A 23,948-nucleotide genomic window follows, 5' to 3' on the forward strand; every position below is an offset into this window, starting at 1 on the left:
GAAGTCGAAGACGGGCCATCCCTGTTGGAGAGCTTCCTTGAAAAAACTGACGATCAATCGGCGCATTGCGCTTGCCTTCAGCCTGCTGGTGGCGGCGGTGGTGCTGGTCAGCGCACTGGCGCTCCAGTCGCTGAGCCGGGCCAATGCGCGGTTCGACGAGTACGTGCACGGCACCGCCGAGCGTGAGCACATGGCCACCGATGTGCGCACCCAGGCCAACCGTCGGGCCATTGGCGTGCGTGACATGGTGGTGGCCAGTTCACCCGCCATGCGCGAAGCCGCGCGGGAGGTGGCCGTGCAGGCCAACGCCGCGCTGTCGCAGCGGCTGGAGGCCCTGCGCAAGGTGACCGAGGGCAACCCCGCCATCAGCGCACGCGAACGTGAACTGACGCAGCAGCTGGTCGAGATCGAGTCACGCTACCGACCGGTGGCGCTGCAGATTGTCGACCTCGCGGCCGGCGATCGGCGCGACGACGCCATGCGGCTGATGAACGAACAATGCCGCCCGCTGCTGGAAGCCCTGCTCACGGCCTCACGCGATTACGTCGACCACTTGCGCGGTGAAGGCCAGGCCAGTGCCGCAGCCTCGATGGCGGCCTACGACAACCAGCGCACCTGGCTGATCGGCGCGGGTGCCCTGGCGGCGCTGCTGGCGGCCGGCCTGGGCGGGTCGATGGCGCGCTACCTGCGCCGGGCGCTGGGCGCGGAGCCTTCCGCGCTGGGGTCGATGGCGCAGCGGGTGGCGGCGGGCGACCTGGGTGAGATGCCGGGTGCGGCGCAGGCGCCTGCGGGCAGCGTGCTGGCGTCGATGTCCAGCATGCAGCAGCAGCTGGTGTCCCTCATCACGCAGGTGCGCGCCTCGTCGGAGCACATTGCGGCCGCCAGCGCGCAGATCGCCACCAGCAACGCCGACCTGTCGAGCCGCACCGAGCAGCAGGCGTCTGCCTTGCAGGAAACGGCGGCCTCCATGGAGCAGCTGAACGCGACGGTGGTGCAGAACGCCGACAACGCCGCCGAGTGCGACCGCCTGGCGCGGCAGGCCAGTGCCGTGGCCACGGAGGGCGGCAGCGTGGTGGCGCAGGTGGTGGAGACGATGCGGCAGATCAACCACGGCAGTCACCGCATCGTGGACATCATCGCCACCATCGACGGCATCGCCTTCCAGACCAACATCCTGGCCTTGAACGCCGCTGTGGAGGCGGCGCGGGCCGGCGACCAGGGCCGTGGATTTGCCGTGGTGGCCAGCGAGGTGCGCACGTTGGCGCAGCGCAGCGCCTCGGCCGCCCGGGAGATCAAGGCCTTGATCACGGACAGCGTGCAGCGCGTGGGCCAGGGGGCGACGCTGGCCGATCAGGCCGGCAGCACGATGAGCGAGATGGTGGACGCCATCCACCGAGTGACCGGCATCGTCAGCGAGATCAGCGGCGCCAGTGCCGAACAAAGCGCCGGCGTGTCGCAGGTGGCCACGGCCGTCACGCAGATGGATCAGGTGACCCAGCAGAACGCTGCGCTGGTGGAAGAGGGCGCCGCTGCCGCCGAAAGCCTGCGGCGGCAAGCCCAGGACCTGGCCACGACGGTGCGGGTGTTCCGCCTGCCTGCCACGAGCCGCCCGGCTCCTTGAGCGTCGCCGAGCGTCGGGCGGGCCTGGTGGCCCGGCCCGGCTCTGCCCGCCGACGGATCAGCCCGGCAGCGGATGCAGCGGCGGGATGGTGGCCGCCATCAGCTGCAGGCGGCCCGTCACCACGCCGCGCTGGGCGGTCATCTCGTTGGCGATGGCCTGCAGCTTGGCCGCCGGGCCCTGCACCAGCACCACCTCCATCATCTGGTTCTGGGCCAGGTGCACGTGCAGCGAGCTGATCACCTCGTCGATGTGCTCGCACTGCAGGTCGGCCAGCTGCTTTTGCAGCCCGCGCACCGAGCGGTCGTAGAACAGCGTGATCGTTCCCACCATCACCTGCTGGCCCAGCTGGCGTCGGTGCTCCAGCAGCTGGTCGTTGATCATGGTGGCGATGGCCTGCGAGCGGCTCTCGAAGCCGCGGGCGGCCACCATGTCGTCGAGGTCGGCCAGCAGGTCTTCCGGCATCGAGATGCTGATGCGGGTGACCGGGCTGGCGCGGCCTTCGGCCGCCGGCAAGCTGGGTGCGTCGTCCATCGGTGTCAGAACATGTGGCTGTAGCGCTCGACTTCCCAGGGGCTGACCGACAGGTGGTAGGTCTCCCATTCCTGGGTCTTGTACTTGATGAACTCGTCGCGCAGGGCCTTGCCCAGGGTGCGTTCGACCAGCGGGTCGGCGGCAAAGGCCTGCACGGCCTCCTGCAGGGTCTGCGGCAGGAAGTCGATGCCACGCTCGCGCCGTTGGGCATCGTCGAGTTCGTAGAGATTATCTTCGTTGGGCGCCCCCGGGTTCAGCCCCTCGCGGATGCCCTCCAGGCCGGCGGCCAGCGCCAGCGTGGCGGCCAGGTAGGGGTTGACGGCGCCATCGGCATTGCGCGATTCGCAGCGGCCGCCACCGGCCGGGATGCGGACCGAGTTGGTGCGGTTGTTCGAGCCGTAGGAATTGAACACCGGTGCCCACGAGAAGTAGCTCATGGCGCCGCGGCGCACCAGGCGCTTGTAGCTGTTGACCGTGGGCGCAAAGGCGGCGCACAAGGCCCGGCCATGCTTGAGGATGCCGGCCACGAACTGGTAGCCCAGCGGTGTCAGGCCGATGCCGCGCGGGTCTTCCTTCGGGTCGCAGGCGAACAGGTTCCTGCCCGTCTTGAGGTCGTACAGCGACATGTTGAAGTGCGCGCCGGTGCCGGTCTTGTCGGCAAAGGGCTTGGGCATCATGGTGGCCAGCAGCCCCTCTTCCTTGGCGTAGTGCTTGGCCATCATGCGGAAGAAGGTCATGCGGTCGCAGGTGGTCAGTGCATCGGCGTAGTTGAAGTCGAACTCGAACTGGCCGTTGGCGTCTTCATGGTCGAAGGAATAGAGGTCCCAGCCCAGGTCGTTGATGCAGCTGGCCACTTTGTCCAGCCAGCCCATGCTGTCCAGGAAGCCCTGGACGTCGTAGCAGGGCTTGACCAGCTTGTCGTTCGGGTTGGGCACGCTCAGGCGGCCGTCGGCTTCCTGCTTGAGCAGGTAGATCTCGCACTCGATGCCCAGGTTCATGCCATAGCCCATGTCGGCGGCCTGGGCCAGCACGTTCTTCAGCGCCACGCGGGTGCTCAGCGGATAGGGCTTGCCCTGAAAGGCGTTGTCGGCCGGCATCCAGGCCACGGTGGGCTCCCAGGGCAGCTGGACGACGTGGTTGAGGTCGGGGATGGAGGTGAGCTCGTCCTCGTTGGGGGCCTGGCCCAGGCCGTCGAGCGCATAGCCGGTGTAGCGCTCCGAACCGGCGGCCATCTGCGGCAGGTGGTCGATGGGCACGACCTTGCCCTTCTGGATGCCGTGGATGTCGACGTAAGCGCCGATGCAGTACTTGACGCCCTTGGCCTTGAGGGCTTGCTGGAGGGCCGTGATGTCTTCAGGGGTGTGCATGGGATGACTCTTCGGGGATGGAGGGAAGGGCGCGTCGCCGGAGCTTGGGGGCCGAACCTCAGACGCGGTCGAAAAAGGAATGGGCCAGGGGCGGGGTCTGGGTGAGGCCGCGGCGCACCAGCGCCGACAGGTCTTCGACCATCCAGTCGAAGCCCTCGCGGCCCTTGTCGGCCGTGGCCAGGCTGGGCGTGCCGGTCACGCCGTTGAGGCTGGTGCGGTTGACCGGGTGCGCAAACACCTGGCCTTCGGTGCGGTCCGGGTCGTCGGCTTGCGCCTGCAACCCGGGCCGCACCATCGCGGGCGCCAATGCCAGCATCAGCGAGGTCTCGGCATCGTTGGCATGCCAGTCCTCGGCATCGGCAAAATGAAAGCGCCGCACCCGTTCGCTGATGGCCGGCGAGTTGATGAGGGCCACCATCAGGTCGTCGTGCTCGGCGCGCAGCATCTCCAGCGCGCAGCGCAGCGGAGCGGCATTGGTCACGTGGGTGTTGACGATGAAGAGCCGCCGCACGCCGGAGTGGTAGGCGCCATCACCGATCTGCTTGACCAGCTCGATCAGGGTGATGGGCTGCACGGGGATGGTGCCGGGCCAGCGGCGGCTGTGGCCCAGCGAGCAGCCATACGGCAGCGTGGGCAGCATGGGCACGCCGGTGCGTTGCGCCACGGCGCGGCACAGGTGCTCGGCAATGACGGCGTCCATGCCGCAGCCCATGTGGGGCCCGTGCTGCTCGGTGGCGCCCACGGGCAGAAGGGCGGCCTGCCCGGCGGCGTCCAGCGTGTCGGGCAATTCGGCCCAGGTGAGTTCCGACCAGAACATGGTCATGTCCTCCTTGAAGGCAATGCGTGTGGGGGTGCGAAGCCGGCGCGGTGGCGCCGCTCATTCGACGTTGTCGGAGACGTGCGTGAAGCGGATCAGCCGGGGCACCACGTCGTCGGCCGGCGCCGCGTCGGCGGTGGGCTGCGGCGGATGGATCAGGGCCTCCAGCCGGGCCTTGGTGGCCTGGAACTCGGGGCTGCCCACCTGCGCGGCCGAACGCGGGCGCGGCACGGGCACCTCGATCAGCTCCTGCACCTCGCCGGGGTGGGCCTTGAGCACCAGGATGCGGTCGGCCAGGAAGATGGCCTCGTCCAGATCGTGGGTGATGAAGAGCACCGTGATGTCGATGTTCTTCCAGATCTCCAGCAGGTGGGCCTGCATGCGGGCGCGGGTCTGCGCATCGAGTGCGCCGAAGGGCTCGTCCATCAGCAGGATGCGCGGCTGGATGGCCAGCGCGCGCGCGATGGCCACGCGCTGCTTCATGCCGCCCGAGAGTTGATGCGGATAGTGCCGTGCGAAGGCGCTCAGCCCTACCAGGTCCAGCCACTGGCGCGCCTGCGCTTCGGCCTCGCTGCGGCTGGCGCCATTGGTCTCCAGCCCGAACATCACGTTGCGCTGCACGTTGAGCCACGGAAACAGCGTGTAGCCCTGGAACACCATGCCGCGGTCCTTGCCGGGGCCGGTGACGGGCTGGCCATCGAGCAGCACCTGGCCGCTGCTGGCCTGCTCCAGCCCGGCCAGGATGCGGATCAGCGTGGACTTGCCGCAGCCCGAGGGGCCGATCACGCAGACGAATTCACGGCGATGGACGCGCAGGTCGATGGCCTTCAAGGCCGTGACCTGGCCTTGCGGCGACGGGAAGGTCTTGCCCAGGGCCTTGACGTCGAGGATGACCTCGCGGGCCTTCAGGCGGGCCAGGCGTGCCCGGACCGCATCGCTCTGATCGAGGTAGGACGTGCTCATGCGGGTGTCCTTCAATGCTGGCTGCGCGGCGGCAGCCAGGGAAAGAGGCGGCGGCCCAGCCAGGCCAGCAGCAGGTCGATGCCCAGGCCGATGAGGCCGATCATCAGGATGGCGGCATAGACCTTGTCGAAATGCTGGTAGCGGGCCTGCTGGGTGATGAAGAAGGTGATGCCGGAGCTGGTGCCGATCAACTCGGCCACGATCAGGTAGGTCCAGGCCCACCCCAGCAGCACGCGCTGGTCGCGGTAGAGCTGGGGCAGGATGCCGGGCACCACCACCTTGAGCAGCAGCCGTGCGCCCCGCGTGCCCATCGTCGTGGCCGCTTCCAGCAGCGCATGGTCGAGCTGGCGCGTGGTGTTGGCCACGATCAGCACCTGCTGGAATAGCGTGCCGATGACGATGATGGCGATCTTGGGCCCGTCGTGGATGCCCAGGATGGCCACCGCCAGCGCACCGAAGGCCGGGGCCGGCAGGTAGCGGAAGAACTCGATGAAGGGTTCGTTGAGCCGAGCCAGCGCGCTGTAGGTGCCGCACAGGATGCCCAGCGGCACGCCGATCAGCGACGAGATCAGGAAGCCCCAGAAGATGATCTGCATGCTGTGCCACAGGCTCTGGTGCAGCCAGGGGGCGTCCTTCTGCTCGGGCGGGGTGGTAAAGCCCGTGTAGAAGGCCTTGGCCACCTCGTGCGGGGCGGGCAGGTACACCGGGTTGGCCGGCTCGCCCTGGGGCAAGGCCAGGCCGGCCTCCTGCATGGCCTTGACCTCGTCGGCGAAGACGCCGGCTTCCACGCGCATGCCGGGCTCGAAGTAGTCGACGCCGCCGGGCGCGGTCACCGCCACCAGCGGATGCCACACGAAAGGCAGGTAGCTCACGGCGCACCACAGCAGCAGCGGCAGCACGAAGGCCGCGATGCCCAGCCCCAGGCGCTGCGGAGCCGACAAGGGCGCGCGAACGGCCCACAGTCCGGTCGAGATCATCGCGCGACCTGCCGCCTTACCTGGCCGCGGCGTTGGTCAGGCTGGCGTCGATGTAGGTGTCGACGCTTTGCGGGGTCTTGTAGACCGCGTTCTTCACGTTGAAGTCGTCGGCGATCTGGCTGGAGCCGTGAAGCGACTTGAAGCCCTCGGCCTTGACCATGACCTTCTTGCCTTCGGCCAGCGACAGCAACTTGGTGCCCTTGAGGAACTGCGTGTAGGTGGCCGGCGGCACGCCCACGCGCGCCGCCATGATCTTCACGGCATCGGGCTGGGTCTTGGGGTCTTCGATGTAGGCCACCACCTTGTCCCACACCGCCACCACCTTCTGCCAGTCGGCCTTGCGGCTGGCCAGGCTGGCGGGGTTGACGGTGAGCACGTCATAGATCAGGCCCGGTTCATCGGCCGAGGTGAGCAAGGGCCTGGCCCCCGGCACGGCCTTGATGGCCTGTCCCGCGATCGGCTGCCAGGCGCCCACCGCGGCCACTTCGCCCGAGGCCAGCACCTGCGGCATCTCGTTGGTCTTGGCATTGACCAGGGTGACGTCGGACTCCTTCAGGCCTGCCTTCTTCAGGCCGTTGAGCAGCAGCAGGTGCTCGACCAGGCCGGACTCCACCGCCACCTTCTTGCCCTTGAGGTCCTTGAGGGACTTGATGCCGGGCCGCGCCACGATCATGTCGTTGCCGTTGGAATAGTCGGTGAGCATGATCATCACGCTCCTGGCGCCGCCCGCGCCGGTGACCAGGGCATCGCCGTTGGTGACGGTGACCGCGTCGATCTTGCCGGCGGCAAAGGCCTCCATCGAGGCGGAGTAGTCGAACCACTCGAACTTGACGTCGACCCCGGCCTGCTTGAACCAGTCCTTGTCGATCGCCACCTGCCAGGCCACCCAGCCCGGCCAGTCGCTGTAGCCGATCTTGAGCGGCTGCGCCGACCAGCTGGCCTGGCTGCCCAGCAGGGCGGCGCTGAAGACCAGGGCCTTGACGCCACCAGTCAGACGTTGAGCAAGCGTTTTGAAAGTCATCGTGATCTGCCCCATCGACCGTTATTACGGATTGATCGTTCGGTAATACCGAGGCAGATAACGCATCTCGCGTGCCAGGTCAGAATCCGCCTGGCAGGTGCTCCTGAAGGGGGGTGCCCCTGTTGCTTCGCGCTACAGGGGTGCACAGGGCCGGGGGTCAGGCTGACCAGGCCGGCAGAAACTGGTGCATGCGCACCAAATGCAGAGCCCGCCGGGGGCAGCCCTGCGCGCGCTCACGGGTGGGCGGCGTTCACTCCGGCTGGATGTCCGCCTTCCTGGCCACGGCCTTCCAGCGGCCGATCTCATCAGCGATGTAGCTCGCGAACTCGGCCGGCTTCATCGGCGCGGGCACCGCGCCTTCCTTCAGGAAGAAGTCCTTCATCTCGGCCGACTGCACCTGCTTGTTCAGCTCGGCATTGAGCTTGTCCACCACCGCCTGCGGCGTGGCCGCCGGCGCCAGCACGCCCCACCACAGGTCGGCCGCGCCGCCCTTGTAGCCGGCTTCTTCCAGCGTGGGCAGCTCGGGCGCCACCGGCGAACGTGCGGCGGTGGTCACCGCCAGCGCGCGCACGCGCCCGCCGCGCACCTGGCCCAGGATGGAGGGCGCGCTGGCCACCAGCACCTCGATCTGGCCGGCCAGCAGGTCGTTGGTGGCCGGGCCCATGCCCTTGTAGGGAATGTGCGTCATCTTGATGCGGGCCGCATCGGTGAACAGCTCGGTCACGAAGTGGTTGATGCTGCCCGCGCCCGAGGTGCCGTAGTTCAGCTTGCCCGGGCTGGCCTTGGCCTGCGCCACCAGGTCCTGGATCGACTTGATCGGCGAGTCCTTGGCCACCGTCACCAGCATCGGGCCACGGGCCAGCATGGCCACCGGCTTCAGGTCGCGGGTGGCGTCATAGGGCAGGTTGGTGCGGATGGCCGCGCCGGTGGTGAAGGTGGAACTCACCACCACCAGCGTGTAGCCGTCGGGCGCGGCCCGTGCCACCACCGAATTGGCCAGCACGCCGCCGCCCGAGGGCTTGTTGTCCACCACCACCGACTGGCCCCAGGCGTCCTGCAGCCGCTGCGCGATGGCGCGGGCGAACACGTCGTTGGAGCCACCGGGCGCGCTGCCCACGACGATGGTGATGGGCTTGCTGGGCCAGGCCGCCGTCTGCGCATGGGCGGGCGGCGTCATCGGCAGCGCCGCAGTCAAGGCGGCCAGCACCAGCAGGCGGCGGAAGGTGAAGTGGGGCATCGGTGTCTCCAGCGTCCTCGCCGCGGCCTCGGGATGGGCCGCTCCGGACCGTGCCGATCGTAGGCAGGCCGGCCCGCACGACCCGCGATGTTTCGTCACTCGATCAACAAGCTTTTCTCATCGGTCGGGCGGTGCGGCGGGCGCACACTGCGGCCGGTTCACAGCAAGGAACCTGCATGCGCCTGACCGCCGACGCCCGGGGCGTCTACCCGATCGCACCCACGCCCTTCCACACCGACGGCTCGCTCGACCTGGCATCGGCCGACCGGCTGGTGGACTTCTACCAGGCCTGCGGCGCCACCGGCCTGACGGTGCTGGGCCAGCTGGGTGAAGCCGCCAAGCTGGAGCACGCCGAAAGCCTGGCCGTGGCCGAACGCATGATCCGCCGCGCCGGCCCGTTGCCGGTGGTCGTGGGCGTGAGCGCGCAGGGCTTTGCCGCGATGCGCGCGCTGACGCGCGAGGTGATGGACCGCGGCGCCGCGGGCGTGATGATTGCGCCGCCGAACACGCTGCGCACCGACGACCAGATCGTCGGCTACTACCGGCAGGCGGTAGAAGCCATCGGTGCCGACGTGCCCTTCGTGCTGCAGGACTATCCGCTGACCTTCAGCGTGCAGATGTCGCCGGGCGTGATCCGCCGCATCGTCACCGAGCTGCCTTCGTGCGTGATGCTCAAGCATGAAGACTGGCCGGGGCTGGAGAAGATCAGCAGCTTGCGCGCCTGGGAGCAGGAAGGCAGCCTGCGGCGCATCGCCATCCTCACCGGCAACAACGGCCTGTTCCTGGACTGCGAGATGGGCCGTGGCGCCGACGGTGCCAACACCGGCTATGCCTTTCCCGACATGCTGTGCGATCTGGTGCGGCTGCACCAGGCCGGCCGCCGTGATGAGGCGCAAGACCTGTTCGATGCCCACCTGCCGCTGCTGCGTTACGAGCAGCAGCCCGGCATCGGCCTGACGGTGCGCAAGTACCTGCTGCACCGGCGCGGCCTGCTGGGCGCGCCCACCTTGCGCGCGCCCGCTGCACCGCTGACCGCCGCGGCCCGCGCCGAGGTGGAATACCTGCTGGGCCGTCTGGCCCGGCACGACGAACGCGCGCGCCTGGCGCCGCTGGACTGAAAAGGCACACCCCCGCATGCGAAGCAAACTGTTCGTGCCCGGCTCGCGGCCGGAGCTGTTCGACAAGGCTCTGGCCAGCGAGGCCGATGCCTTGTCCTTCGACCTGGAAGACGCGGTGGCCGAGCCCCGCAAGGCCGAGGCGCGGCAGACGCTGGGCCGCTTCCTGCGCGGCGCCGGTGCTGCGGCCAGCGGCAAGACCTTGATCGTGCGCATCAATGCGCTGGACACGCCGCATGCCGAGGCCGACCTGCAAGCCATCGCGCAGCCGGGCGTGCACCTGGTGAACCTGCCCAAGCCCGAGCACCCCGACGACGTGCGCCGCGCCGCCGCGCTGCTGCAGGCGGCCGAGCAGGCCAATGGCGTACCCGAGCCCATCGGCCTGCTGCTGAACATCGAGACTCCGCGGGCCTTGCGCCTGGCGGCCGAGCTGGCCGGCGCCGACCCGCGGGTGCAGGGCCTGCAGCTGGGCCTGGGCGACCTGTTCGAGCCGCTGGGCATCTCGCGCCGCGACCCGCTGGCGGTGCGGCAGGTGATGCTGGCCGTGCGGCTGGCCGCCGGCGAGGCGGGCTGCTGGGCCTGCGACTCGGCCTTTGCCGACATCGCCGATGCGGCCGGCTTCCAGGCCGAGGCGGCGGTGGCGCGCGGGCTGGGCTTCATCGGCAAGAGCTGCATCCACCCGCGCCAGGTGGCGCTGGCCAATGAAGCCTTCCGGCCCGGCGACGACGAGATTGCGCATGCGCTGCGCGTGGTGCAGGCCGCCGAGCAGGCCGCGGCCGACGGCGTGGGCGCCTGGGTGGTGGATGGCCGCATGGTCGACGCCCCCTTCCTGTCGCGGGCCCGTGCCACCGTGCAGTGGGCGCGCCGCCTGGGGCTGCTGCCCGCCACGCCTTGACTTCATCCGCCACACCATGAACGACGCCCTGCACCGACCCGAGCCCGCCGAGGCGCCCTGCGCGCTGCCCCTGCGCGAAGGCCCGCCCGGCCCCTTGAGCGGCATCCGCGTGCTCGACCTCAGTGCCTACATCGCCGGGCCCTACGGCTGCACCCTGCTGGCGGACCAGGGCGCCGAGGTCATCAAGATCGAGCCACCGGTCGGCGACAACCTGCGCAAGTACCCCTCCACGCTGGCCGCCGAGAGCCGGGCCTTCATCGGCGTGAACCGCAGCAAGTGGGGCGCGGTGCTCGACCTCAAGCAGCCCGACGACCTGGCGGTGCTGATGTCGCTGGTGCGCACGGCCGACGTGCTGGTGCACAACTTCCGGCCCAGCGTGCCGGCGCGGCTGGGCATCGATTACGCACGGCTGCGTGAAGTGAATCCCCGGCTGATCTACTGCGCCGTCACCGGCTATGGCGAGCAGGGGCCGCTCAAGGACAAGGCCGGCTACGACCAGGTGCTGCAGACCATGACCGGCATGTGCAGCCTGCAGGCGCCGGCCGGCCAGCCGCCGCAGATCCTGTATGGCTCGGTGGTCGACTACTACGCCGCGGCGCTGATCGCGGCCGGCGTGGCTTCGGCGCTCTTCGAGCGCTCGCGCAGCGGCCTCGGGCAGGAGGTGGGCGTGTCGCTGCTGCGCTCGGCGCTGGCCATGCAGTCAGCCCGCCTGGTGTGGGCCGAAGGTGAGCCGCGCGAAGTGGGCCGCGACATGCGCTCGGGCGGCATCACCGGCATCCACCCCACGCGCGAGGGCTACCTCTACATCTCGGCCAACACGCCGCACTTCTGGCGCGCGCTGTGCGAGAAAACGGGCCTGCAGGAGCTGCTGGCCACCGACCGCTACGACAGCGTGCGCAAGCGCGCGCAGCACCAGGCTGAGATCGTGCCGCGGCTGCACCAGGCACTGGCCGCGCACAGCGCGCTGGAGTGGGAGCGCCTGTTCGGCGAAGAAGTGCCCTGCGCCGCCGCCCGCACGGTGGAAGACATGTTCGACTTTCCGCAGGTGCAGGCCGAAGGCATGGTGCACACCTTCCGGCACCCGGCCGTGGGCAGCTACCGCGGCTTCAGCCGCGCGGTGAGCTTCGGCCGCACGCCGGGGCCGGTGCCCTTTGCCAGCCCGGCGCTGGGCGAGCATGACGACGCGGTGCGCGCGGAAGCGCAGCGCAGCCTGTTCTGACCCGATGGCCACCTGTCTAGACAAGCACCCGCACCCATGAACCTGGAACGCATCGACTGTGCCGTCATCGGTGCCGGCGTGGTGGGCCTGGCGGTGGCGCGTGCGCTGGCGCTGGCGGGCCGCGAGGTGATGATCATCGAGGCCGAGCACGCCATCGGCACCCACACCAGCGCGCGCAATTCCGAGGTCATCCACGCCGGCATCTCGTATGCGCCGGGCTCGCTCAAGGGCCGGCTGTGCGTGGCCGGCCGAAAGGCGCTGTACCGCTATTGCGCCGAGCGCGGCATCGGCCACCAGCGCATCGGCAAGCTCATCGTGGCGGTGGAAGAGGGCGAGCTGCCCGAGCTGCAACGCTACCTGCCGCTGGCCGCGGCGCAAGGTGTGCACGACCTGCGCTGGCTGTCGGCCGATGAGGCGCGGTCGATGGAGCCGGCGGTGCGCTGCGTGGGCGCGCTCTTGTCTCCCTCCACCGGCATCGTCGACAGCCACGGCCTGATGCTGGCCTACCTGGGCGATGCCGAGCAGGCCGGCGCGGTGCTGGCGCTGCGCAGCCCGGTGCTGGGCGGCCAGGTGCGGGCCGAGGGCATCGTGCTGCGCATCGGCGATGGGGGTGGCGGCGCCGGCATCGAGCTGCTGTGCCGCAGCGTGGTCAATGCCGCCGGCCTGGGCGCGCAACAGGTGGCCCGGGCCATCGCCGGCATGCCGCCGGCGCTGGTGCCGGCGCTGCACCATGCGGTGGGCCACTACTTCACGCTGGCCGGGCCATCGCCGTTCAAGCACCTGGTGTACCCGACGGCGCGCGAAGGGGCGCTGCGGGCGCATGTGACGCTGGACCTGGGCGGCCAATGCAAGTTCGGCCCCGACCTGAGCTGGCGCGACGGCGTGGACTACCACTTCGATGCCAGCCGCGCGCCGGCCTTCTACGCCGCGGTGCGGCGCTACTACCCCGCGCTGGCCGATGGCGCGCTGCAGCCGGGTTACACCGGCATCCGGCCGCGGCTGGCCGGCCCGGGCACTTCGTTGCACAACACCGCAGCCGACTTCGTGGTGCAGGACGCTGCGCACCACGGCGTGCCTGGCCTCGTCCATCTGTTCGGCATCGAGTCGCCGGGGCTCACCGCCTCACTGGCCATCGGCGACCTGGTGGCGGACCGGCTGGCCGCGCAACCAGGAGGTTTGGCATGACCCTGCCCGTGCCCCACAGCAGCGGCACGCAGCCGCCGTCGTTCGTGCTGCCGGCCGATGCCTGCGATGCACACATCCACATCTACGACACGCGCTTTCCGTCCATCGGCGATCCGGCGCGCGTGCTGTCACAGGCCACGGTGGCCGACTACCGCGGCCTGCAGCAGCGGCTGGGCTGCAGCCGCACCGTCATCGTCACGCCCACGGTGTATGGCACCGACAACCGGGTGACGCTGGACGCCATCGCGCAGCTGGGCCCGCAGCGCGCCCGCGGCGTGGCGGTGCTGCACCCCGACGTGGACGACGCCACGCTGGCCCGGCTGCATGAAGGCGGCGTGCGCGGCATCCGCTTCACCTTGTTCGACCCCGCCACCGCCGTCACCGGCTTCGACATGGTGGCGCCGCTGGCCGCACGCATCGCGCCGCTGGGCTGGCATGTGCAGCTGCACTGGCGGGCCGACCAGATCGTGGCCCACCAGGCACTGGTGGAGTCGCTGGCGCTGCCCATCGTGTTCGACCACTTCGCGCGGCTGCCGCATGACGCTGGCGTGGCGCACCCGGCCTTCGGCATCGTCACCCGGCTGCTGGCGGCGGGGCGGGCCTGGGTCAAGCTCTCGGCGCCTTACCTCGACGACCCGGTGCCCGCCCACGGCCCCGACAGCCGCCAGGCCATTGCGGCCGAATGGGCGGCCCGGGTGCCGCAGCGGCTGCTGTGGGGCAGCGACTGGCCGCACCCCACTGAAACGACCACCAAGCCCGACGATGCGGCGCTGCTGGACCGCCTGGCGCGCTGGCTGCCCGATGCGGCGCTGCGCCGGCAGGTGCTGGTGGACAACCCGGCCGCGCTCTACGGCTTTGAGCCCGCGGCGTCGTGAGGTCGGGTGTGCGGGTTGTCGCGGTAACGTTCTTCGGCGGCCTGCGTGAAGGCTTCCAGCAGCACACGGGTGCGCGCGCTTTCGGCATCGGCCGCGCGGCACACCATCGCGATGTGGCGCACCGGCGCATGCCGGCCCAGCGCGATCTGCTGCAGCGGGTAGGCGTCCAGCAGCTCCTGCCGCAGCGCGGGCACCACCGACACCCCCAGCCCGGCCGACACCATCGCGGCGATGGGCTCGGTGCCCGGCAGGTCGAAGGCGCAGCGCAGCCGCGGCGCCACCTTGTTGACGTACTGCGCCGCGATGTGGCCGCCGGTGGTGGCGCGGTCGAAGCGGATCCACGGGTGGCGCCGCATCATCTCCACCGGCGTGCCCTTGCGTGCATCGGGCGGGGCGATGAGCACGAAGTTCTCGCGCACCAGCGGAAACCAGGCCAGCCGGCTGGAGCCGCCGGCCTGCGGCCGCACCAGCACCGCCACGTCCAGCCGGTCGGCCTTGACGTCGTCCAGCAGGTCGGACGACAGGCTGCGCATCAGCTGGTACTGCAGCGCCGGCGCGCGCCGCTGCAGCCGCTTGAGCGCCTGTGGCAGCAGCGTCACCTGCACCGATTCCACCGTGCCCAGCCGCACCCGGCCCGAGACTTCGGTCTGGTGGCGGCGGCGCAGCGCTTCCAGCGCCTGCAGCGTATGGGTCATGGTGGCGGCCACCTCGGCCGCGAAGGGCGTGGGCCGCACATGGCGGGCCGAGCGGTCGAACAGCGGCTGGCCGAACCAGTCTTCCAGCTGCCGCATCTGCAGGCTCACCGCACTGGGGGTCAGGCTCACTTCCTTGGCGGCCTCGGCGAAGGAGCCATGGCGCATCACCATCGCCAGCGTCTGAAGGAACTGCAGTTTCATCGGCGTTCGCGGCCCTGATCACATTCAACGAAGGAGACGATGATGACATTCGACGAACGCTTTTGCGGCAGCCGCCGGCGCGTGGTGGTCGGCGGCCTGGCCGCCACGGCCGGCCTGCTGGCGGGGCCGGCCGTGCGGGCGCAGGGCGCGGCCGGCTTTCCGAACAAGCCCATCCGCATCGTGGTGCCCTATGCGGCCGGTGGCGGGGCCGACGGCAATGCCCGGCTGCTGGCGCAGGCCATGGGCCCGCTGCTGGGCCAGACCCTGGTCATCGAGAACAAGCCGGGCGCCAGCGGCATCATCGCCGCGCAGTCGGTGGTGCAGTCGCCGGCCGATGGCTACACGCTGCTGTTCGACACCTTTCCGTATGCCGTCAATGCGGTGCTGCGCAAGCTGCCGTTCGACCCGGTGAAAGACCTGCTGCCGGTGTCGCAGGCCATCAACATGCCCAACCTGCTGGTGGTGCCGGCCAGCGCGCCGTACAAGACGCTCAAGGAGCTGGTGGACTTTGCCAAGGCGCACCCGGGCCAGCTCAACTACGCCAGCTACGGCGCGGGTGGCACGGCGCACCTGGCGGCCGAGCTGCTGCGCCGCGAAGCGGGCATCGACTGGGTGCACGTGCCCTACAAGGGTGGCGCGCCCGCCATCACCGACCTGCTGGCCGGGCAGGTGTCGGCCTACTTCGCCAACCCGGTCTCGGGCCTGAGCTACGTGCAGGCCGGTCGGCTGCGCGCGCTGGCCACCACCGGCCCGCGGCGCATGGCGGCGCTGCCGCAGGTGCCCACCTTCCAGGAAAGCGGCTATCCCAACTTCGAGGTGCTGGAGTGGAACGGCTTTTTTGCGCCGGCCGGCACGCCCCCGGCCATCGTCGACCGCCTGGCCCAGGTGGTGCGTGAGGCCACGCGCGCGCCCGAGGTGCAGCAGCGCCTGGCCGCGCTGGGCATCGATGCTGTGGGCAGCACGCCCAAGGAATTCGCCAGCTTCCTGCAGGGGCAGATCAGCCGCTGGGGCGCGCTGGTCAAGGCGGCCCACATCACGGTGGATTGAGGGCCTGCAAGGCAGCGCGCCGCTGCGACCGCCAGTCGATGAACTCGGCCAGCGGCCGCGGCCGCGAGACGTGGTAGCCCTGCACCTCGTCGCAGCCGGCTTCACGCACGGCCTGCAGCTGCTCGGCCGATTCGATGCCTTCGCACACGGTGCGCATGCCCAGCGTCTTGGCCATGGTGGCGATGGTCTGCACGATGGCGCGTGCGTCCTTGCGCAGCAGGATCTCGCTGACGAAGGCGCGGTCGATCTTGAGGGTGTCGAACGGAAAGCGGCGCAGGTAGGCCAGCGACGAATAGCCGGTGCCGAAGTCGTCCAGCGCCACCCGCACGCCCAGGCTGCGCAGGGCGCGCAGCCGTTGCAGCGCGCACTCGATGCCGCCCATGAAGATGGACTCGGTGATCTCCAGTTCCAGCCGGCTCGCGGGCAGGCCGGTGCCGTGCAGCACGTCCCGCACGCGCGACACGTAGTGGTCGTCCACCAGCTGGCTGGGCGATACGTTGACCGACACCACCAGGCCATCGAGCTCGCCGGCACCGGCCCGGCAGGCCTGCAGCAGCACCCAGTGGCCGATCTCGTCGATCAGGCCCACCTGCTCGGCCACCACCACGAATTCGGCCGGCGACACCTGGCCCAGCTGCGGGTGCTGCCAGCGCAGCAAGGCTTCGGCGCCCACCACCTCGCCGCTGTGCACGTCCACCTTGGGCTGCCAGTGCAGCGCCATCTCGCCCTGCTGCAGCGCATGCCGCAGGCCCTGCTCGATGTCGCCGCGGCGGCGGCTGTGGTCGCCCAGCGCCTGCGTGTACGGCACGAAGCGGCCCCGGCCCTGCGCCTTGGCTGCGTACAAGGCCATGTCGGCGCGCACCAGCAGTTCATCGACGCCGATCTCGCCTGCGCCGCTCAGCGCCCCACCCACGCTGGCGCCGATGCGCAGCCGCCGCGCGTCCAGGGTGATCGGCCGGGTGAGCGCATCGATCAGGCGCTGCGCCAGCGCCGCCGCATCGGCCTCCTGGCGGGTCTGCGGCATCAGCACCGCAAACTCGTCGCCGCCCAGCCGCGCCACCAGGTCACCAGGCCGCATGCATTGCTGCAGCCGCTGCGCGGCCGTGCGCAGCACCTCGTCGCCGGCGGTATGGCCCAGGGTGTCGTTCACGGCCTTGAACTGGTCGAGGTCGAGGAACAGCAGGGCCACCGGTTGCCGGGCCTTGACCGCATCGGCCAGGGCCTGCCGCAGGGTGTGGCGGTTGGACAGGCCGGTGAGCGAATCGCGGTGCGCCAGCTCATGCAGCCGCGCCTGCGCCGCCACCCGGTCGCTGACGTCGGACAGCACACCCCGCCAGCCCTGCGTGCGGCCCTGCTCGTCCATCACCCGCTTGCCCTGCACCGACAGGCGGCGCAGGCCGCCATCGGCCGAGCGCACGGTCAGCTGCACGCCGCGGAAAGGGCGGCCGGTGTCCATGGCTTCGCGCAGCGCAGCCAGCCCTTCCACCACGCAGGCCTCGAGGTGCGCCATCCAGGGTCGGGCCAGCAGGCCGGGGCCCAGCAGCTCGGCCAGCCGGGGCGAGGCATGGCTCAGGCAGCCCCCGGCATCGGTCTGCCACAAGGCGTCGTCGGCGCTCTGCTCGAAGTCGTCCAGCAAGATGCTGAGCATGCGCTGCTGCCGCTCGGCCTGCGCCTGTGCCCGCAGCACCGCCACATGCTTGCGCGCCGCCGACTGTGCGCCGATGGCCAGCACCGGGCCGTAGAAGCACATCAGCAACTGCACGCCCACCAGCGTGGGGTCGGGTGTCTGCTGCAGGGCGCCCAAGGCAGCGGCGGTGAGGATGCCGGCCCAGGCCAGGCTGGCGCGGGGCAGGGGGCTCAGCACGAAGGCACCGGCGGCCAGCATGCCGGCCACCAGCGTGGCCACCAGCAGCTGCTGGCCGGGCTGCGCGGCCGGAAACCACACCAGCGGCACCACCGCCCACAGGCCGGCCAGCAGCGTGGCATGCACGGTCGAGCGGCCCATCGCGCGGCCCGAGGCCATCTCGCGCTGCTGATCACGGTCGCGCCGCCAGCCCAGCATGGCCGCGGTGGCCGTGAGCAGCAGGCCGCCGAACCACAGCCACAAGCCCAGCACCAGCGTGGCCCGGAAGCACCAGAGCACCAGCAGGCCGCAGCCCACGTTGGCCAGCATCATCAGCGGCGTCAGGCGCATGACCTGACCGAGCAGCGCGGCACGGATGCGCGCGGTCTCGGTGTCCGGGTCCTGGTAGAGCGCGCGTGTGTCCTGAACCCATTGCAGGACGCGCAGGCGGAGTGTCATGGCAAGGGCGGGGTGCTGCTGATCTCCTTCTTCGGTGCCGTCGATCAGTTCTTGACGGCGCGATGTGAACTGATCGTTGGGGCCAGTGGCACAAGTCACGCCGGGTGGGCGGCGGGCATTGGCGCACCGGGGCAGCGTTAGGACGCGGCCAGCCTGCTGTCCAGCAGCCGGTAGTACAGGCCCGAAGCGTCCTGCCGCAGCAGCTGCAGCCGGCCGGTCATGGTGTAGGGCTGGCCGCTGTAGTGCAGCGGCTGGCTGCGCACCTCGACATAACGCGAGGGGCCGCCTTCGATGCAGGACTCGCAGTCCTGCGGCTGCTGGGTGAGCAGGAAGCGCGTCTGCTCGAACCTGGCTTCCAGCGGCACCATGGAGCCGGTGATCGTCACCTGGCGGCCGTCCAGCTGGTCCAGCGCCGGTGGAAACGCGATGGGCGCGCCCAGGGCCTTGGCCGCCGGGCGCGCCTGGGCCAGCAGGTCCCAGGCCACCGCGGGGGGCTTGCCCGGCCTGGCAGCCGCGCCGGCTTGCGCCAGCGGCGTGCCGGCCAGCAGGCCACCCGCCAGCAGGGCGGCGAAGGCGCGGCGACCGTGGCGCGGCGTGGGGTGGCCGAGGGGCGCCGCCCTGCCGATCAATCGCCGGCGCATTCCATGTCTCCGGCGCGGGGGTTCACGCCCTGGGGCGTGGGGCCGGGGCCGCTGGCGGGCAGGCCCATCGCGGCCTTGACTTCGGCGTTGTCGACCTGGCGCACGCCAGTCTTGTCGTACACGTAGGCGTCGAAGTAGTTCTTCGAGTAGATCTGTGGCACGCCGCTGGCGGCCAGCAGCTTCTTCAGCTCGGGCATCTCGTCTTCCACGTAGGGGTAGTGCAGCCCGCCCAGGATGTTGAAGCCGCCGCGCGCGCCGTAGTGGTGGGGCATGAAGTACTTGACGTCGAAGGCCGGCACCACGGTGCGCGCCTGGTTGACCACGCGCGACTCGGGCCCGCCTTGCCACACCTCGAAGCCATCAATGCCCGCCTCGCGCACGGCCTTGGAGAGGTTGGTCAGCGGCGCGCCGCGGTTGATGCCGTCGCGGTCCACCTGGTCGGTGGTCAGGTCGCGGCCGCCGGCGCCGCTGTCGGTCACGTAGCAGGTCAGGGTCTTGTCCGGCGTCCTGGCGGTGAACAGGTAGCCAAAGGTCTCGATGCCGCCGCCGTTCTGCAGCTGGCCGCAGCCGATGCTGTGCACCCAGCGGACCACCCGCATCGTCACGTAGGTATTGAGTGCCACGCTCTCGCCGCCGTACAGCGCCGTGCACTTGGCCGCGGGCACGCCGTAGGTCACCGCTTCTTCGCAGGCGGCCTTGGAGCCGTAGTACTGCGCGCCGGTCTGCCTGGCCCACTCGGGCGTGTCCACCGAATGGTCGCCGTGCAGGTGGCCCAGCAGCACCACGTCCACATCGCGCGCGCCCAAGCCGCTGCCGCGGACAATCGGCCGCTGTCGAGGTTGCGAACCGTGGGGAGAGCGATGCGCCTGCTGCTGGCGGAGGATGAATCGGCCCTGGCCGACTGGCTGGTGCGCGCACTGGCGCAAAGCGGCTATCAGGTGGACTGGGTGGCCGACGGCCGCCTGGTGCGGCGGGCGATACGGGCCCAGCGCTACGACGCGCTGATCCTCGACCTGGGGCTGCCGGGCCTGGCCGGCCACGACGTGCTGGAAAGCCTGCGCGAAGACCAGGAACACCTGCCCATCATCATCCTGACCGCGCGCGACACGCTGGCCGAACGCGTGGCCACGCTCACCGCCGGTGCCGACGACTTCCTGGCCAAGCCCTTCGACCTGGAGGAGCTGGAAGCCCGGCTGCTGGCGCTGGTGCGCCGCTCGCGCGGGCGCGAGGCGGCGCGCTTGTCCTGCGGCCAGCTCAGCTACGACACGGTGGCCAAGCGCTTCCAGGTGGGGCGCGAGGCGCTGGCGCTGTCGGCGCGCGAACATGCGCTGCTCCGCACCTTGATCCAGGCGCCCGGCCAGCCGCTGGCCAAGAAGGACATCCTGGACAAGGTGTTTCCCGACGATGCCGACGTGCACCCCGAAGCGGTGGAGGTGCTGATCCACCGCCTGCGCAAGCGCCTGGTGGGCAGCGGCACGCAGATCGTGACCCTGCGCGGCCTGGGCTATGTGCTGGAGGCGATGGCGTGAGCCTGAAGTCGCTGCACCGGCTGAGCCTGCGCCGCACGCTGATGCTGGTGCTGCTGGCCGGCGTGCTGGTGGGCGGCATCGCGCAGGCCTGGCTCACCTGGCGCAGCTCCGAGGCGGCGGTGAACGCGGCCTTCGACCGCTCGCTGTATGGCGCCATCCGCGCCATCGATGCCAATGTGTCCACCGACAGCGGCGGCCTGGGCGTGGAGCTGCCCTACGTGATGTTCGAGCTGTTCGAGCTGACCGCCAGCGGCCCGGTGTTCTACCGCGTGGCCACCGAAGACGGGCTGGTGGAGATCGGCAGCCCCGACCTGCCGATGCCCAAGGCCCCGCTGGCGCTGCGCCAGCCCCACTTCGAGACCGCGGCTTACGTGGACGGGCCGGTGCGCATCGGCACCTATGTGCGGCCGATCGACCCGCCCATCGCCGGCCGGCCCGACACCCGGCTGGTGATCCAGGTGGCCGAGGACCTGCGCCCGCGCCAGGCCTTCAGCCGCCAGTTCATCTGGGGCGCGGTGGCGCGCGACCTGCTGCTGGCGCTGTTCGCGGCCGGCATGGTGGCCGCGGCCGTCACCTGGTCGTTGCGGCCGCTGCGGCAGCTGCGCGCCGAGGTGCAGTCGCGCGAGCCGCACGACCTGTCGCCGGTGCAGACCGACCGCGTGCCGGCCGACGTGCTGCCGCTCGTGGAGGCGATGAACCAGCAGATGGTGCGCCACCGCGACCTGCTGGGCGCCCAGCGCCGCTTTCTCGACGATGCCTCGCACCAGCTGCGCACGCCCTTGTCCACGCTGCTCACGCAGGTGACCTTCGCGCAGCGCGAGCCGGACGCCGACCGCGTGCGCGAGACCCTGCAGGCCATCCGCGGCCAGCTCAAGCACACCATCCGCCAGGCCAACCAGATGCTGGCGCTGGCGCGTGCCGATGCGGCCGAGCTGCCCGACGAACCGGTGGACCTGGCCGCGCTGGCCCGTGGCGTGGTCACCCGCTGGTGGCCTGCCGCGCGTGAGCGGGGCATCGACCTGGGCCTGGAAGCACCCGCCGCGCCGCTGTGGGCGCAGGGCCGGGCCGAGCTGCTGGAAGAGGCGCTGGCCAACCTGCTGGACAACGCGCTGCGCCATGCACCGGCCGGTGGCCGCGTGACGGTGAAGCTGGAGGCCACGGTGCAGCGGCTGCAGCTGCACGTCAGCGACAACGGACCCGGCATGCCCGAGGACGAGCTGCCGCAGGCCACGCAGCGCTTTTTCCGCGCCAGCAATGCGCGCGGGGCGGGTGCCGGCCTGGGGCTGGCCATCGTCCACTCCATCGTGCAGCGGCACCGGGGGCAGCTGCGGCTGGCGCGTGAGCCGAACGAAGGCGGGCTGCTGGCCACCATCGAGCTGGCGCGCATCGACCCGGCTGGCGCCGACGCGGCGGCCGGCTGAAAGCCGCGCCTCAGGCTTCGTGCCGCACCGCCGCGCTGCGCAGCGGCCAGCGCAGCACGTTCAGCAGGTTGCCCGCCAGGATCAGGCCCACGCCCAGCGCGGTGAACAGGTCCAGCCGCTCGGCATACAGCAGCCAGCCGGTGAGGGCCGTCAACGGCACGCGGGCAAAGTCCATGGGCACCACCACGGTGGCATCGGCATGCTGCATGGCGCGTGCAAAGCAGTAGTGCGAGTAGGTGCCGCAGAACGCCACCACCACCACCCAACCCCAGGCCACCGCCGAGGGCCAGCGCCAGCTCAGCAGCGCGGGCACCAGGCCGATGGCGCTTTGCACCACCAGCATCCAGAAGCTGACGGCCACCGCCGCATCGGTGCGGGTGAGCGACTTCACCAGCACCACCGACACTGCAAAACCCAGCGCCGCGACCAGCGCGATCCATTGGCCCGCGTTGATCTCGCCGGCCCGCGGCTGCACGATCACCGCCACGCCGACCAGGCCCAGCAGCACCGCCAGCCACTTGCGGCCGTTCATGCGCTCGCCCAGAAAGGCCACCGCCAGCGCGGCCGACCAGATGGGCATGGTGAACTCGATGGACACCACCTGCGCCAGCGGTATCAGCGTCAGCGCCACGAACCAGCCGTACTGCGCCGCGTAGTGCACCCCGTTGCGCAGGATGTGCTGCGGCAGCCGCTGCGTGCGCACCGCGGCCAGGCCTCCCGCGGCGCGCACCAGCGGCCACAGCATCGCCATGCCCAGGGTGGAACGCAACAGCATGACCTGGAACACCGACAGCTCGCGCGAGGCTTCGCGGCCGGCCACGGCGATCACCACCATCAGGGTCAACCAGCCGGCCATCCAGGCGGCTGCACGGGCGATGGAAGGGCGGGCGGCAGAAGGCATGGCCCGAGGGTAGCGCGCCCGGCTCGGCACGCGCCCGTCCCCGGGGCGGCTACCGCGCCGCCTGCAGGCCCACTTCGGCCACCAGGCCGCGGTACTGCGCGATCTGCCGTTGCACGTAGGCGTCCAGCTCGGGGCCCACCAGGCTCAACGAGTACAGGCCCCGTTCGCTGCGCAGTCGCTCATAGGCGGGCGAGGCCATCAGGCGCTGGAAGGCCTCGGTCCAGGCGCGGTAGTCGTCGGCCGGCACCTGGGGGCCCATGTAGAAGCCGCGCACGATGGGCCACAGCACATCGGCGCCGGCTTCGCGGGCGGTGGGCACGTCGGCCAGCTCGCCGGGCAGGCGGCGTTCGGCCATCACCGCCAGGATGCGCAGCTGCCGGCCGGCCCGCAGCTGCTGCAGGGTCTCGGCCACGTCGCCGGTCAGCACCTGGATGTGGCCGCCCTGCAGCGCGGTGATGGCCTCGCCACCGCCTTCGAAAGCCACGAAGCGCATGGCCTTGGGGTTGACGCCCGCGGCCCTGGCCAGCAGCGCGGCCTTCATCCAGTCCTGGCTGCCCAGCGTTCCGCCGGCGCCCAGCACCACCTTGCCGGGGTCGGCCTTCCAGGCGGCCATGACGTCGGCCAGCGTCTTGTAGGGCGACGAGGCGGCCACCACCACGGCGCCATAGTCGGTGCCCACCGCGGCCAGCCAGCGCACCTCATGCCCGGTGTGGCGGCCGAACTTGCCCTGCGCCAGGTTGAGTAGCGAGCCGCCCGAAAACGCCACGATGGCCCGCGCATCGGCCGGCCGCTGCGCCACCACGGTGTTGTAGGCCACCGCGCCGATGCCGCCGGGCATGTAGGTCACGCGCATCGGCTGGGTGATGAAGCCACCCGCCAGCAGCCCGCCTTGCGCCAGCTTGCAGCTGAGGTCGAAGCCGCCCCCCGGCTTGGCCGGCACGATGCATTCGGTGGGGCCCGCCAGGCCGGCGGCGGCCGCGGGCACGCTGGCGGCCAGGCCCGGCCCCAGCGCGGCCAGCAGGACGGGCAGCTTCAGGCGCAGGGCCCGCCGGGCGGGTGGCGTCGTGTGGCACATCACCGCACCATAACCCGCGGCCGGCTGTTTTCAGTTGTCGGGCCGCACCTTGGCGCGCGCCAGCACCGGCTTCCAGCGCTGCTGCTCCTGGGCGATGAAGCGGGCGTACTCGGCCGGCGTGCTGCCCACGGCAATGGCCGCTTCCTTCGACAGGTGGTCCATCGCCGCCGGTGCGGTGATGGCCTTGGCGCAGGCCGAGGCCAGCAGCTCCAGCGCGGGTGCCGGCAGGTTGGCCGGTGCCTGCACGCCGTACCACTGCGTCATCTCGAAGCCGGCAAAGCCTTGCTCGGCCACGGTGGGCACATCGGGCAGC

The 23,948-nt window shown here is 70.8% G+C and carries 23 protein-coding genes; 9 read left to right on the top strand and 14 right to left on the bottom strand.

Features of this window, described 5'->3' with window-relative positions; translation table 11 throughout:
• Positions 1 to 37 precede the first annotated feature (37 nt).
• Positions 38 to 1,621 carry a methyl-accepting chemotaxis protein gene (locus tag ABNT58_RS06120; RefSeq protein ID WP_348752617.1) on the top strand — a complete coding sequence of 528 codons (1,584 nt, stop codon included), beginning with the start codon at positions 38 to 40 and terminating at the stop codon, positions 1,619 to 1,621.
• A 57-nt stretch (positions 1,622 to 1,678) separates the two neighbouring features.
• On the opposite strand, the gene nikR is transcribed toward ABNT58_RS06120, so the two are convergent.
• From nikR to ABNT58_RS06155, 7 genes are all read right to left on the bottom strand, one after another.
• Entirely contained in the window at positions 1,679 to 2,152 is a 474-nt protein-coding gene (nikR, locus tag ABNT58_RS06125; protein ID WP_348752618.1) for a nickel-responsive transcriptional regulator NikR, read from the bottom strand.
• 5 nt (positions 2,153 to 2,157) lie between these two features.
• A complete protein-coding gene (glnT, locus tag ABNT58_RS06130; RefSeq protein ID WP_348752619.1) occupies positions 2,158 to 3,519 on the bottom strand; it encodes a type III glutamate--ammonia ligase in 1,362 nt (453 codons plus the stop codon).
• Positions 3,520 to 3,577: 58 nt separating this feature from the next.
• Positions 3,578 to 4,336: a creatininase family protein gene (locus ABNT58_RS06135; protein WP_348752620.1), complete on the bottom strand. Its 759-nt coding sequence runs from the start codon at positions 4,334 to 4,336 to the stop codon at positions 3,578 to 3,580.
• 60 nt (positions 4,337 to 4,396) lie between these two features.
• Positions 4,397 to 5,299: an ABC transporter ATP-binding protein gene (locus ABNT58_RS06140; protein ID WP_348752621.1), complete on the bottom strand. Its 903-nt coding sequence runs from the start codon at positions 5,297 to 5,299 to the stop codon at positions 4,397 to 4,399.
• A gap of 11 nt (positions 5,300 to 5,310) precedes the next feature.
• Positions 5,311 to 6,276 (bottom strand): ABC transporter permease, encoded by a 966-nt coding sequence (locus tag ABNT58_RS06145; protein ID WP_348752622.1) that lies wholly within the window; start codon positions 6,274 to 6,276, stop codon positions 5,311 to 5,313.
• Positions 6,277 to 6,292: 16 nt separating this feature from the next.
• Positions 6,293 to 7,297, bottom strand: coding sequence for an ABC transporter substrate-binding protein (locus tag ABNT58_RS06150; protein ID WP_348752623.1), 1,005 nt, complete (start codon positions 7,295 to 7,297; stop codon positions 6,293 to 6,295).
• 250 nt (positions 7,298 to 7,547) lie between these two features.
• Positions 7,548 to 8,534: a tripartite tricarboxylate transporter substrate binding protein gene (locus ABNT58_RS06155; RefSeq protein WP_348752624.1), complete on the bottom strand. Its 987-nt coding sequence runs from the start codon at positions 8,532 to 8,534 to the stop codon at positions 7,548 to 7,550.
• Positions 8,535 to 8,710: 176 nt separating this feature from the next.
• Between ABNT58_RS06155 and ABNT58_RS06160 the strand changes: the two genes are divergently transcribed.
• The 5 genes from ABNT58_RS06160 to ABNT58_RS06180 are packed head-to-tail and all read left to right on the top strand — an operon-like array spanning position 8,711 to position 13,823.
• The gene (locus ABNT58_RS06160; protein WP_348752625.1) at positions 8,711 to 9,652 is read left to right on the top strand and encodes a dihydrodipicolinate synthase family protein; all 942 of its coding nucleotides are present in this window, start codon (positions 8,711 to 8,713) and stop codon (positions 9,650 to 9,652) included.
• A 16-nt stretch (positions 9,653 to 9,668) separates the two neighbouring features.
• Positions 9,669 to 10,544 (top strand): CoA ester lyase, encoded by an 876-nt coding sequence (locus ABNT58_RS06165; RefSeq protein WP_348752626.1) that lies wholly within the window; start codon positions 9,669 to 9,671, stop codon positions 10,542 to 10,544.
• Positions 10,545 to 10,560: 16 nt separating this feature from the next.
• Positions 10,561 to 11,763, top strand: coding sequence for a CoA transferase (locus ABNT58_RS06170; RefSeq protein ID WP_348752627.1), 1,203 nt, complete (start codon positions 10,561 to 10,563; stop codon positions 11,761 to 11,763).
• 42 nt (positions 11,764 to 11,805) lie between these two features.
• Positions 11,806 to 12,948 carry an NAD(P)/FAD-dependent oxidoreductase gene (locus ABNT58_RS06175; RefSeq protein ID WP_348752639.1) on the top strand — a complete coding sequence of 381 codons (1,143 nt, stop codon included), beginning with the start codon at positions 11,806 to 11,808 and terminating at the stop codon, positions 12,946 to 12,948.
• On the top strand, positions 12,945 to 13,823 hold the full coding sequence (locus ABNT58_RS06180) for an amidohydrolase family protein (protein WP_348752628.1): 879 nt from the start codon (positions 12,945 to 12,947) through the stop codon (positions 13,821 to 13,823). Before ABNT58_RS06175 ends, ABNT58_RS06180 begins: the two co-directional genes overlap by 4 nt.
• Here ABNT58_RS06180 and ABNT58_RS06185 read toward each other — a convergent pair.
• Positions 13,796 to 14,719, bottom strand: coding sequence for a LysR family transcriptional regulator (locus ABNT58_RS06185; RefSeq protein ID WP_348752629.1), 924 nt, complete (start codon positions 14,717 to 14,719; stop codon positions 13,796 to 13,798). The genes ABNT58_RS06180 and ABNT58_RS06185 overlap by 28 nt on opposite strands.
• A 42-nt stretch (positions 14,720 to 14,761) precedes the next feature.
• Here ABNT58_RS06185 and ABNT58_RS06190 point away from each other — a divergent pair, with 42 nt between their 5' ends.
• Positions 14,762 to 15,766 (top strand): tripartite tricarboxylate transporter substrate binding protein, encoded by a 1,005-nt coding sequence (locus tag ABNT58_RS06190; RefSeq protein WP_348752630.1) that lies wholly within the window; start codon positions 14,762 to 14,764, stop codon positions 15,764 to 15,766.
• Here ABNT58_RS06190 and ABNT58_RS06195 read toward each other — a convergent pair.
• The 3 genes from ABNT58_RS06195 to ABNT58_RS06205 form a co-directional block, all read right to left on the bottom strand.
• Positions 15,753 to 18,068, bottom strand: coding sequence for an EAL domain-containing protein (locus ABNT58_RS06195; RefSeq protein WP_348752631.1), 2,316 nt, complete (start codon positions 18,066 to 18,068; stop codon positions 15,753 to 15,755). The genes ABNT58_RS06190 and ABNT58_RS06195 overlap by 14 nt on opposite strands.
• Positions 18,069 to 18,205: 137 nt before the next feature.
• Positions 18,206 to 18,709, bottom strand: coding sequence for a hypothetical protein (locus ABNT58_RS06200; protein WP_348752632.1), 504 nt, complete (start codon positions 18,707 to 18,709; stop codon positions 18,206 to 18,208).
• Positions 18,694 to 19,515 carry an MBL fold metallo-hydrolase gene (locus tag ABNT58_RS06205; RefSeq protein ID WP_348752633.1) on the bottom strand — a complete coding sequence of 274 codons (822 nt, stop codon included), beginning with the start codon at positions 19,513 to 19,515 and terminating at the stop codon, positions 18,694 to 18,696. Before ABNT58_RS06205 ends, ABNT58_RS06200 begins: the two co-directional genes overlap by 16 nt.
• Before the next feature lie 54 nt (positions 19,516 to 19,569).
• Between ABNT58_RS06205 and ABNT58_RS06210 the strand changes: the two genes are divergently transcribed.
• Both ABNT58_RS06210 and ABNT58_RS06215 read left to right on the top strand, forming a co-directional pair.
• A complete protein-coding gene (locus ABNT58_RS06210) occupies positions 19,570 to 20,238 on the top strand; it encodes a response regulator (RefSeq protein ID WP_348752634.1) in 669 nt (222 codons plus the stop codon).
• Complete coding sequence (locus ABNT58_RS06215) at positions 20,235 to 21,659, top strand: sensor histidine kinase N-terminal domain-containing protein (protein WP_348752635.1); 1,425 nt, start codon at positions 20,235 to 20,237, stop codon at positions 21,657 to 21,659. Before ABNT58_RS06210 ends, ABNT58_RS06215 begins: the two co-directional genes overlap by 4 nt.
• Before the next feature lie 10 nt (positions 21,660 to 21,669).
• Here ABNT58_RS06215 and ABNT58_RS06220 read toward each other — a convergent pair whose 3' ends face one another.
• The 3 genes from ABNT58_RS06220 to ABNT58_RS06230 form a co-directional block, all read right to left on the bottom strand.
• Positions 21,670 to 22,560 (bottom strand): DMT family transporter, encoded by an 891-nt coding sequence (locus tag ABNT58_RS06220; protein ID WP_348752636.1) that lies wholly within the window; start codon positions 22,558 to 22,560, stop codon positions 21,670 to 21,672.
• Between the two features lie 49 nt (positions 22,561 to 22,609).
• A complete protein-coding gene (locus ABNT58_RS06225) occupies positions 22,610 to 23,635 on the bottom strand; it encodes a tripartite tricarboxylate transporter substrate-binding protein (protein WP_348752637.1) in 1,026 nt (341 codons plus the stop codon).
• Between the two features lie 30 nt (positions 23,636 to 23,665).
• Positions 23,666 to 23,948: tripartite tricarboxylate transporter substrate-binding protein (locus ABNT58_RS06230; RefSeq protein ID WP_348752638.1), on the bottom strand; the 283-nt coding region annotated here is incomplete at its 5' end.

The sequence above is a fragment of the uncultured Aquincola sp. genome, assembly GCF_964001545.1.
GTDB lineage: Bacteria > Pseudomonadota > Gammaproteobacteria > Burkholderiales > Burkholderiaceae_C > Aquincola.

Coding starts and splice junctions, on each gene's coding strand:
- ABNT58_RS06200 (WP_348752632.1), bottom strand. CDS start 18,709: ATGCGCCGGCGATTGATCGGCAGGGCGGCGCCCCTCGGCCACCCCACG.
- ABNT58_RS06160 (WP_348752625.1), top strand. CDS start 8,711: ATGCGCCTGACCGCCGACGCCCGGGGCGTCTACCCGATCGCACCCACG.
- ABNT58_RS06170 (WP_348752627.1), top strand. CDS start 10,561: ATGAACGACGCCCTGCACCGACCCGAGCCCGCCGAGGCGCCCTGCGCG.
- ABNT58_RS06210 (WP_348752634.1), top strand. CDS start 19,570: ATGCGCCTGCTGCTGGCGGAGGATGAATCGGCCCTGGCCGACTGGCTG.
- ABNT58_RS06180 (WP_348752628.1), top strand. CDS start 12,945: ATGACCCTGCCCGTGCCCCACAGCAGCGGCACGCAGCCGCCGTCGTTC.
- ABNT58_RS06140 (WP_348752621.1), bottom strand. CDS start 5,299: ATGAGCACGTCCTACCTCGATCAGAGCGATGCGGTCCGGGCACGCCTG.
- nikR (WP_348752618.1), bottom strand. CDS start 2,152: ATGGACGACGCACCCAGCTTGCCGGCGGCCGAAGGCCGCGCCAGCCCG.
- glnT (WP_348752619.1), bottom strand. CDS start 3,519: ATGCACACCCCTGAAGACATCACGGCCCTCCAGCAAGCCCTCAAGGCC.
- ABNT58_RS06165 (WP_348752626.1), top strand. CDS start 9,669: ATGCGAAGCAAACTGTTCGTGCCCGGCTCGCGGCCGGAGCTGTTCGAC.
- ABNT58_RS06220 (WP_348752636.1), bottom strand. CDS start 22,560: ATGCCTTCTGCCGCCCGCCCTTCCATCGCCCGTGCAGCCGCCTGGATG.
- ABNT58_RS06185 (WP_348752629.1), bottom strand. CDS start 14,719: ATGAAACTGCAGTTCCTTCAGACGCTGGCGATGGTGATGCGCCATGGC.
- ABNT58_RS06135 (WP_348752620.1), bottom strand. CDS start 4,336: ATGTTCTGGTCGGAACTCACCTGGGCCGAATTGCCCGACACGCTGGAC.
- ABNT58_RS06225 (WP_348752637.1), bottom strand. CDS start 23,635: ATGTGCCACACGACGCCACCCGCCCGGCGGGCCCTGCGCCTGAAGCTG.
- ABNT58_RS06145 (WP_348752622.1), bottom strand. CDS start 6,276: ATGATCTCGACCGGACTGTGGGCCGTTCGCGCGCCCTTGTCGGCTCCG.
- ABNT58_RS06155 (WP_348752624.1), bottom strand. CDS start 8,534: ATGCCCCACTTCACCTTCCGCCGCCTGCTGGTGCTGGCCGCCTTGACT.
- ABNT58_RS06195 (WP_348752631.1), bottom strand. CDS start 18,068: ATGACACTCCGCCTGCGCGTCCTGCAATGGGTTCAGGACACACGCGCG.
- ABNT58_RS06150 (WP_348752623.1), bottom strand. CDS start 7,297: ATGACTTTCAAAACGCTTGCTCAACGTCTGACTGGTGGCGTCAAGGCC.
- ABNT58_RS06190 (WP_348752630.1), top strand. CDS start 14,762: ATGACATTCGACGAACGCTTTTGCGGCAGCCGCCGGCGCGTGGTGGTC.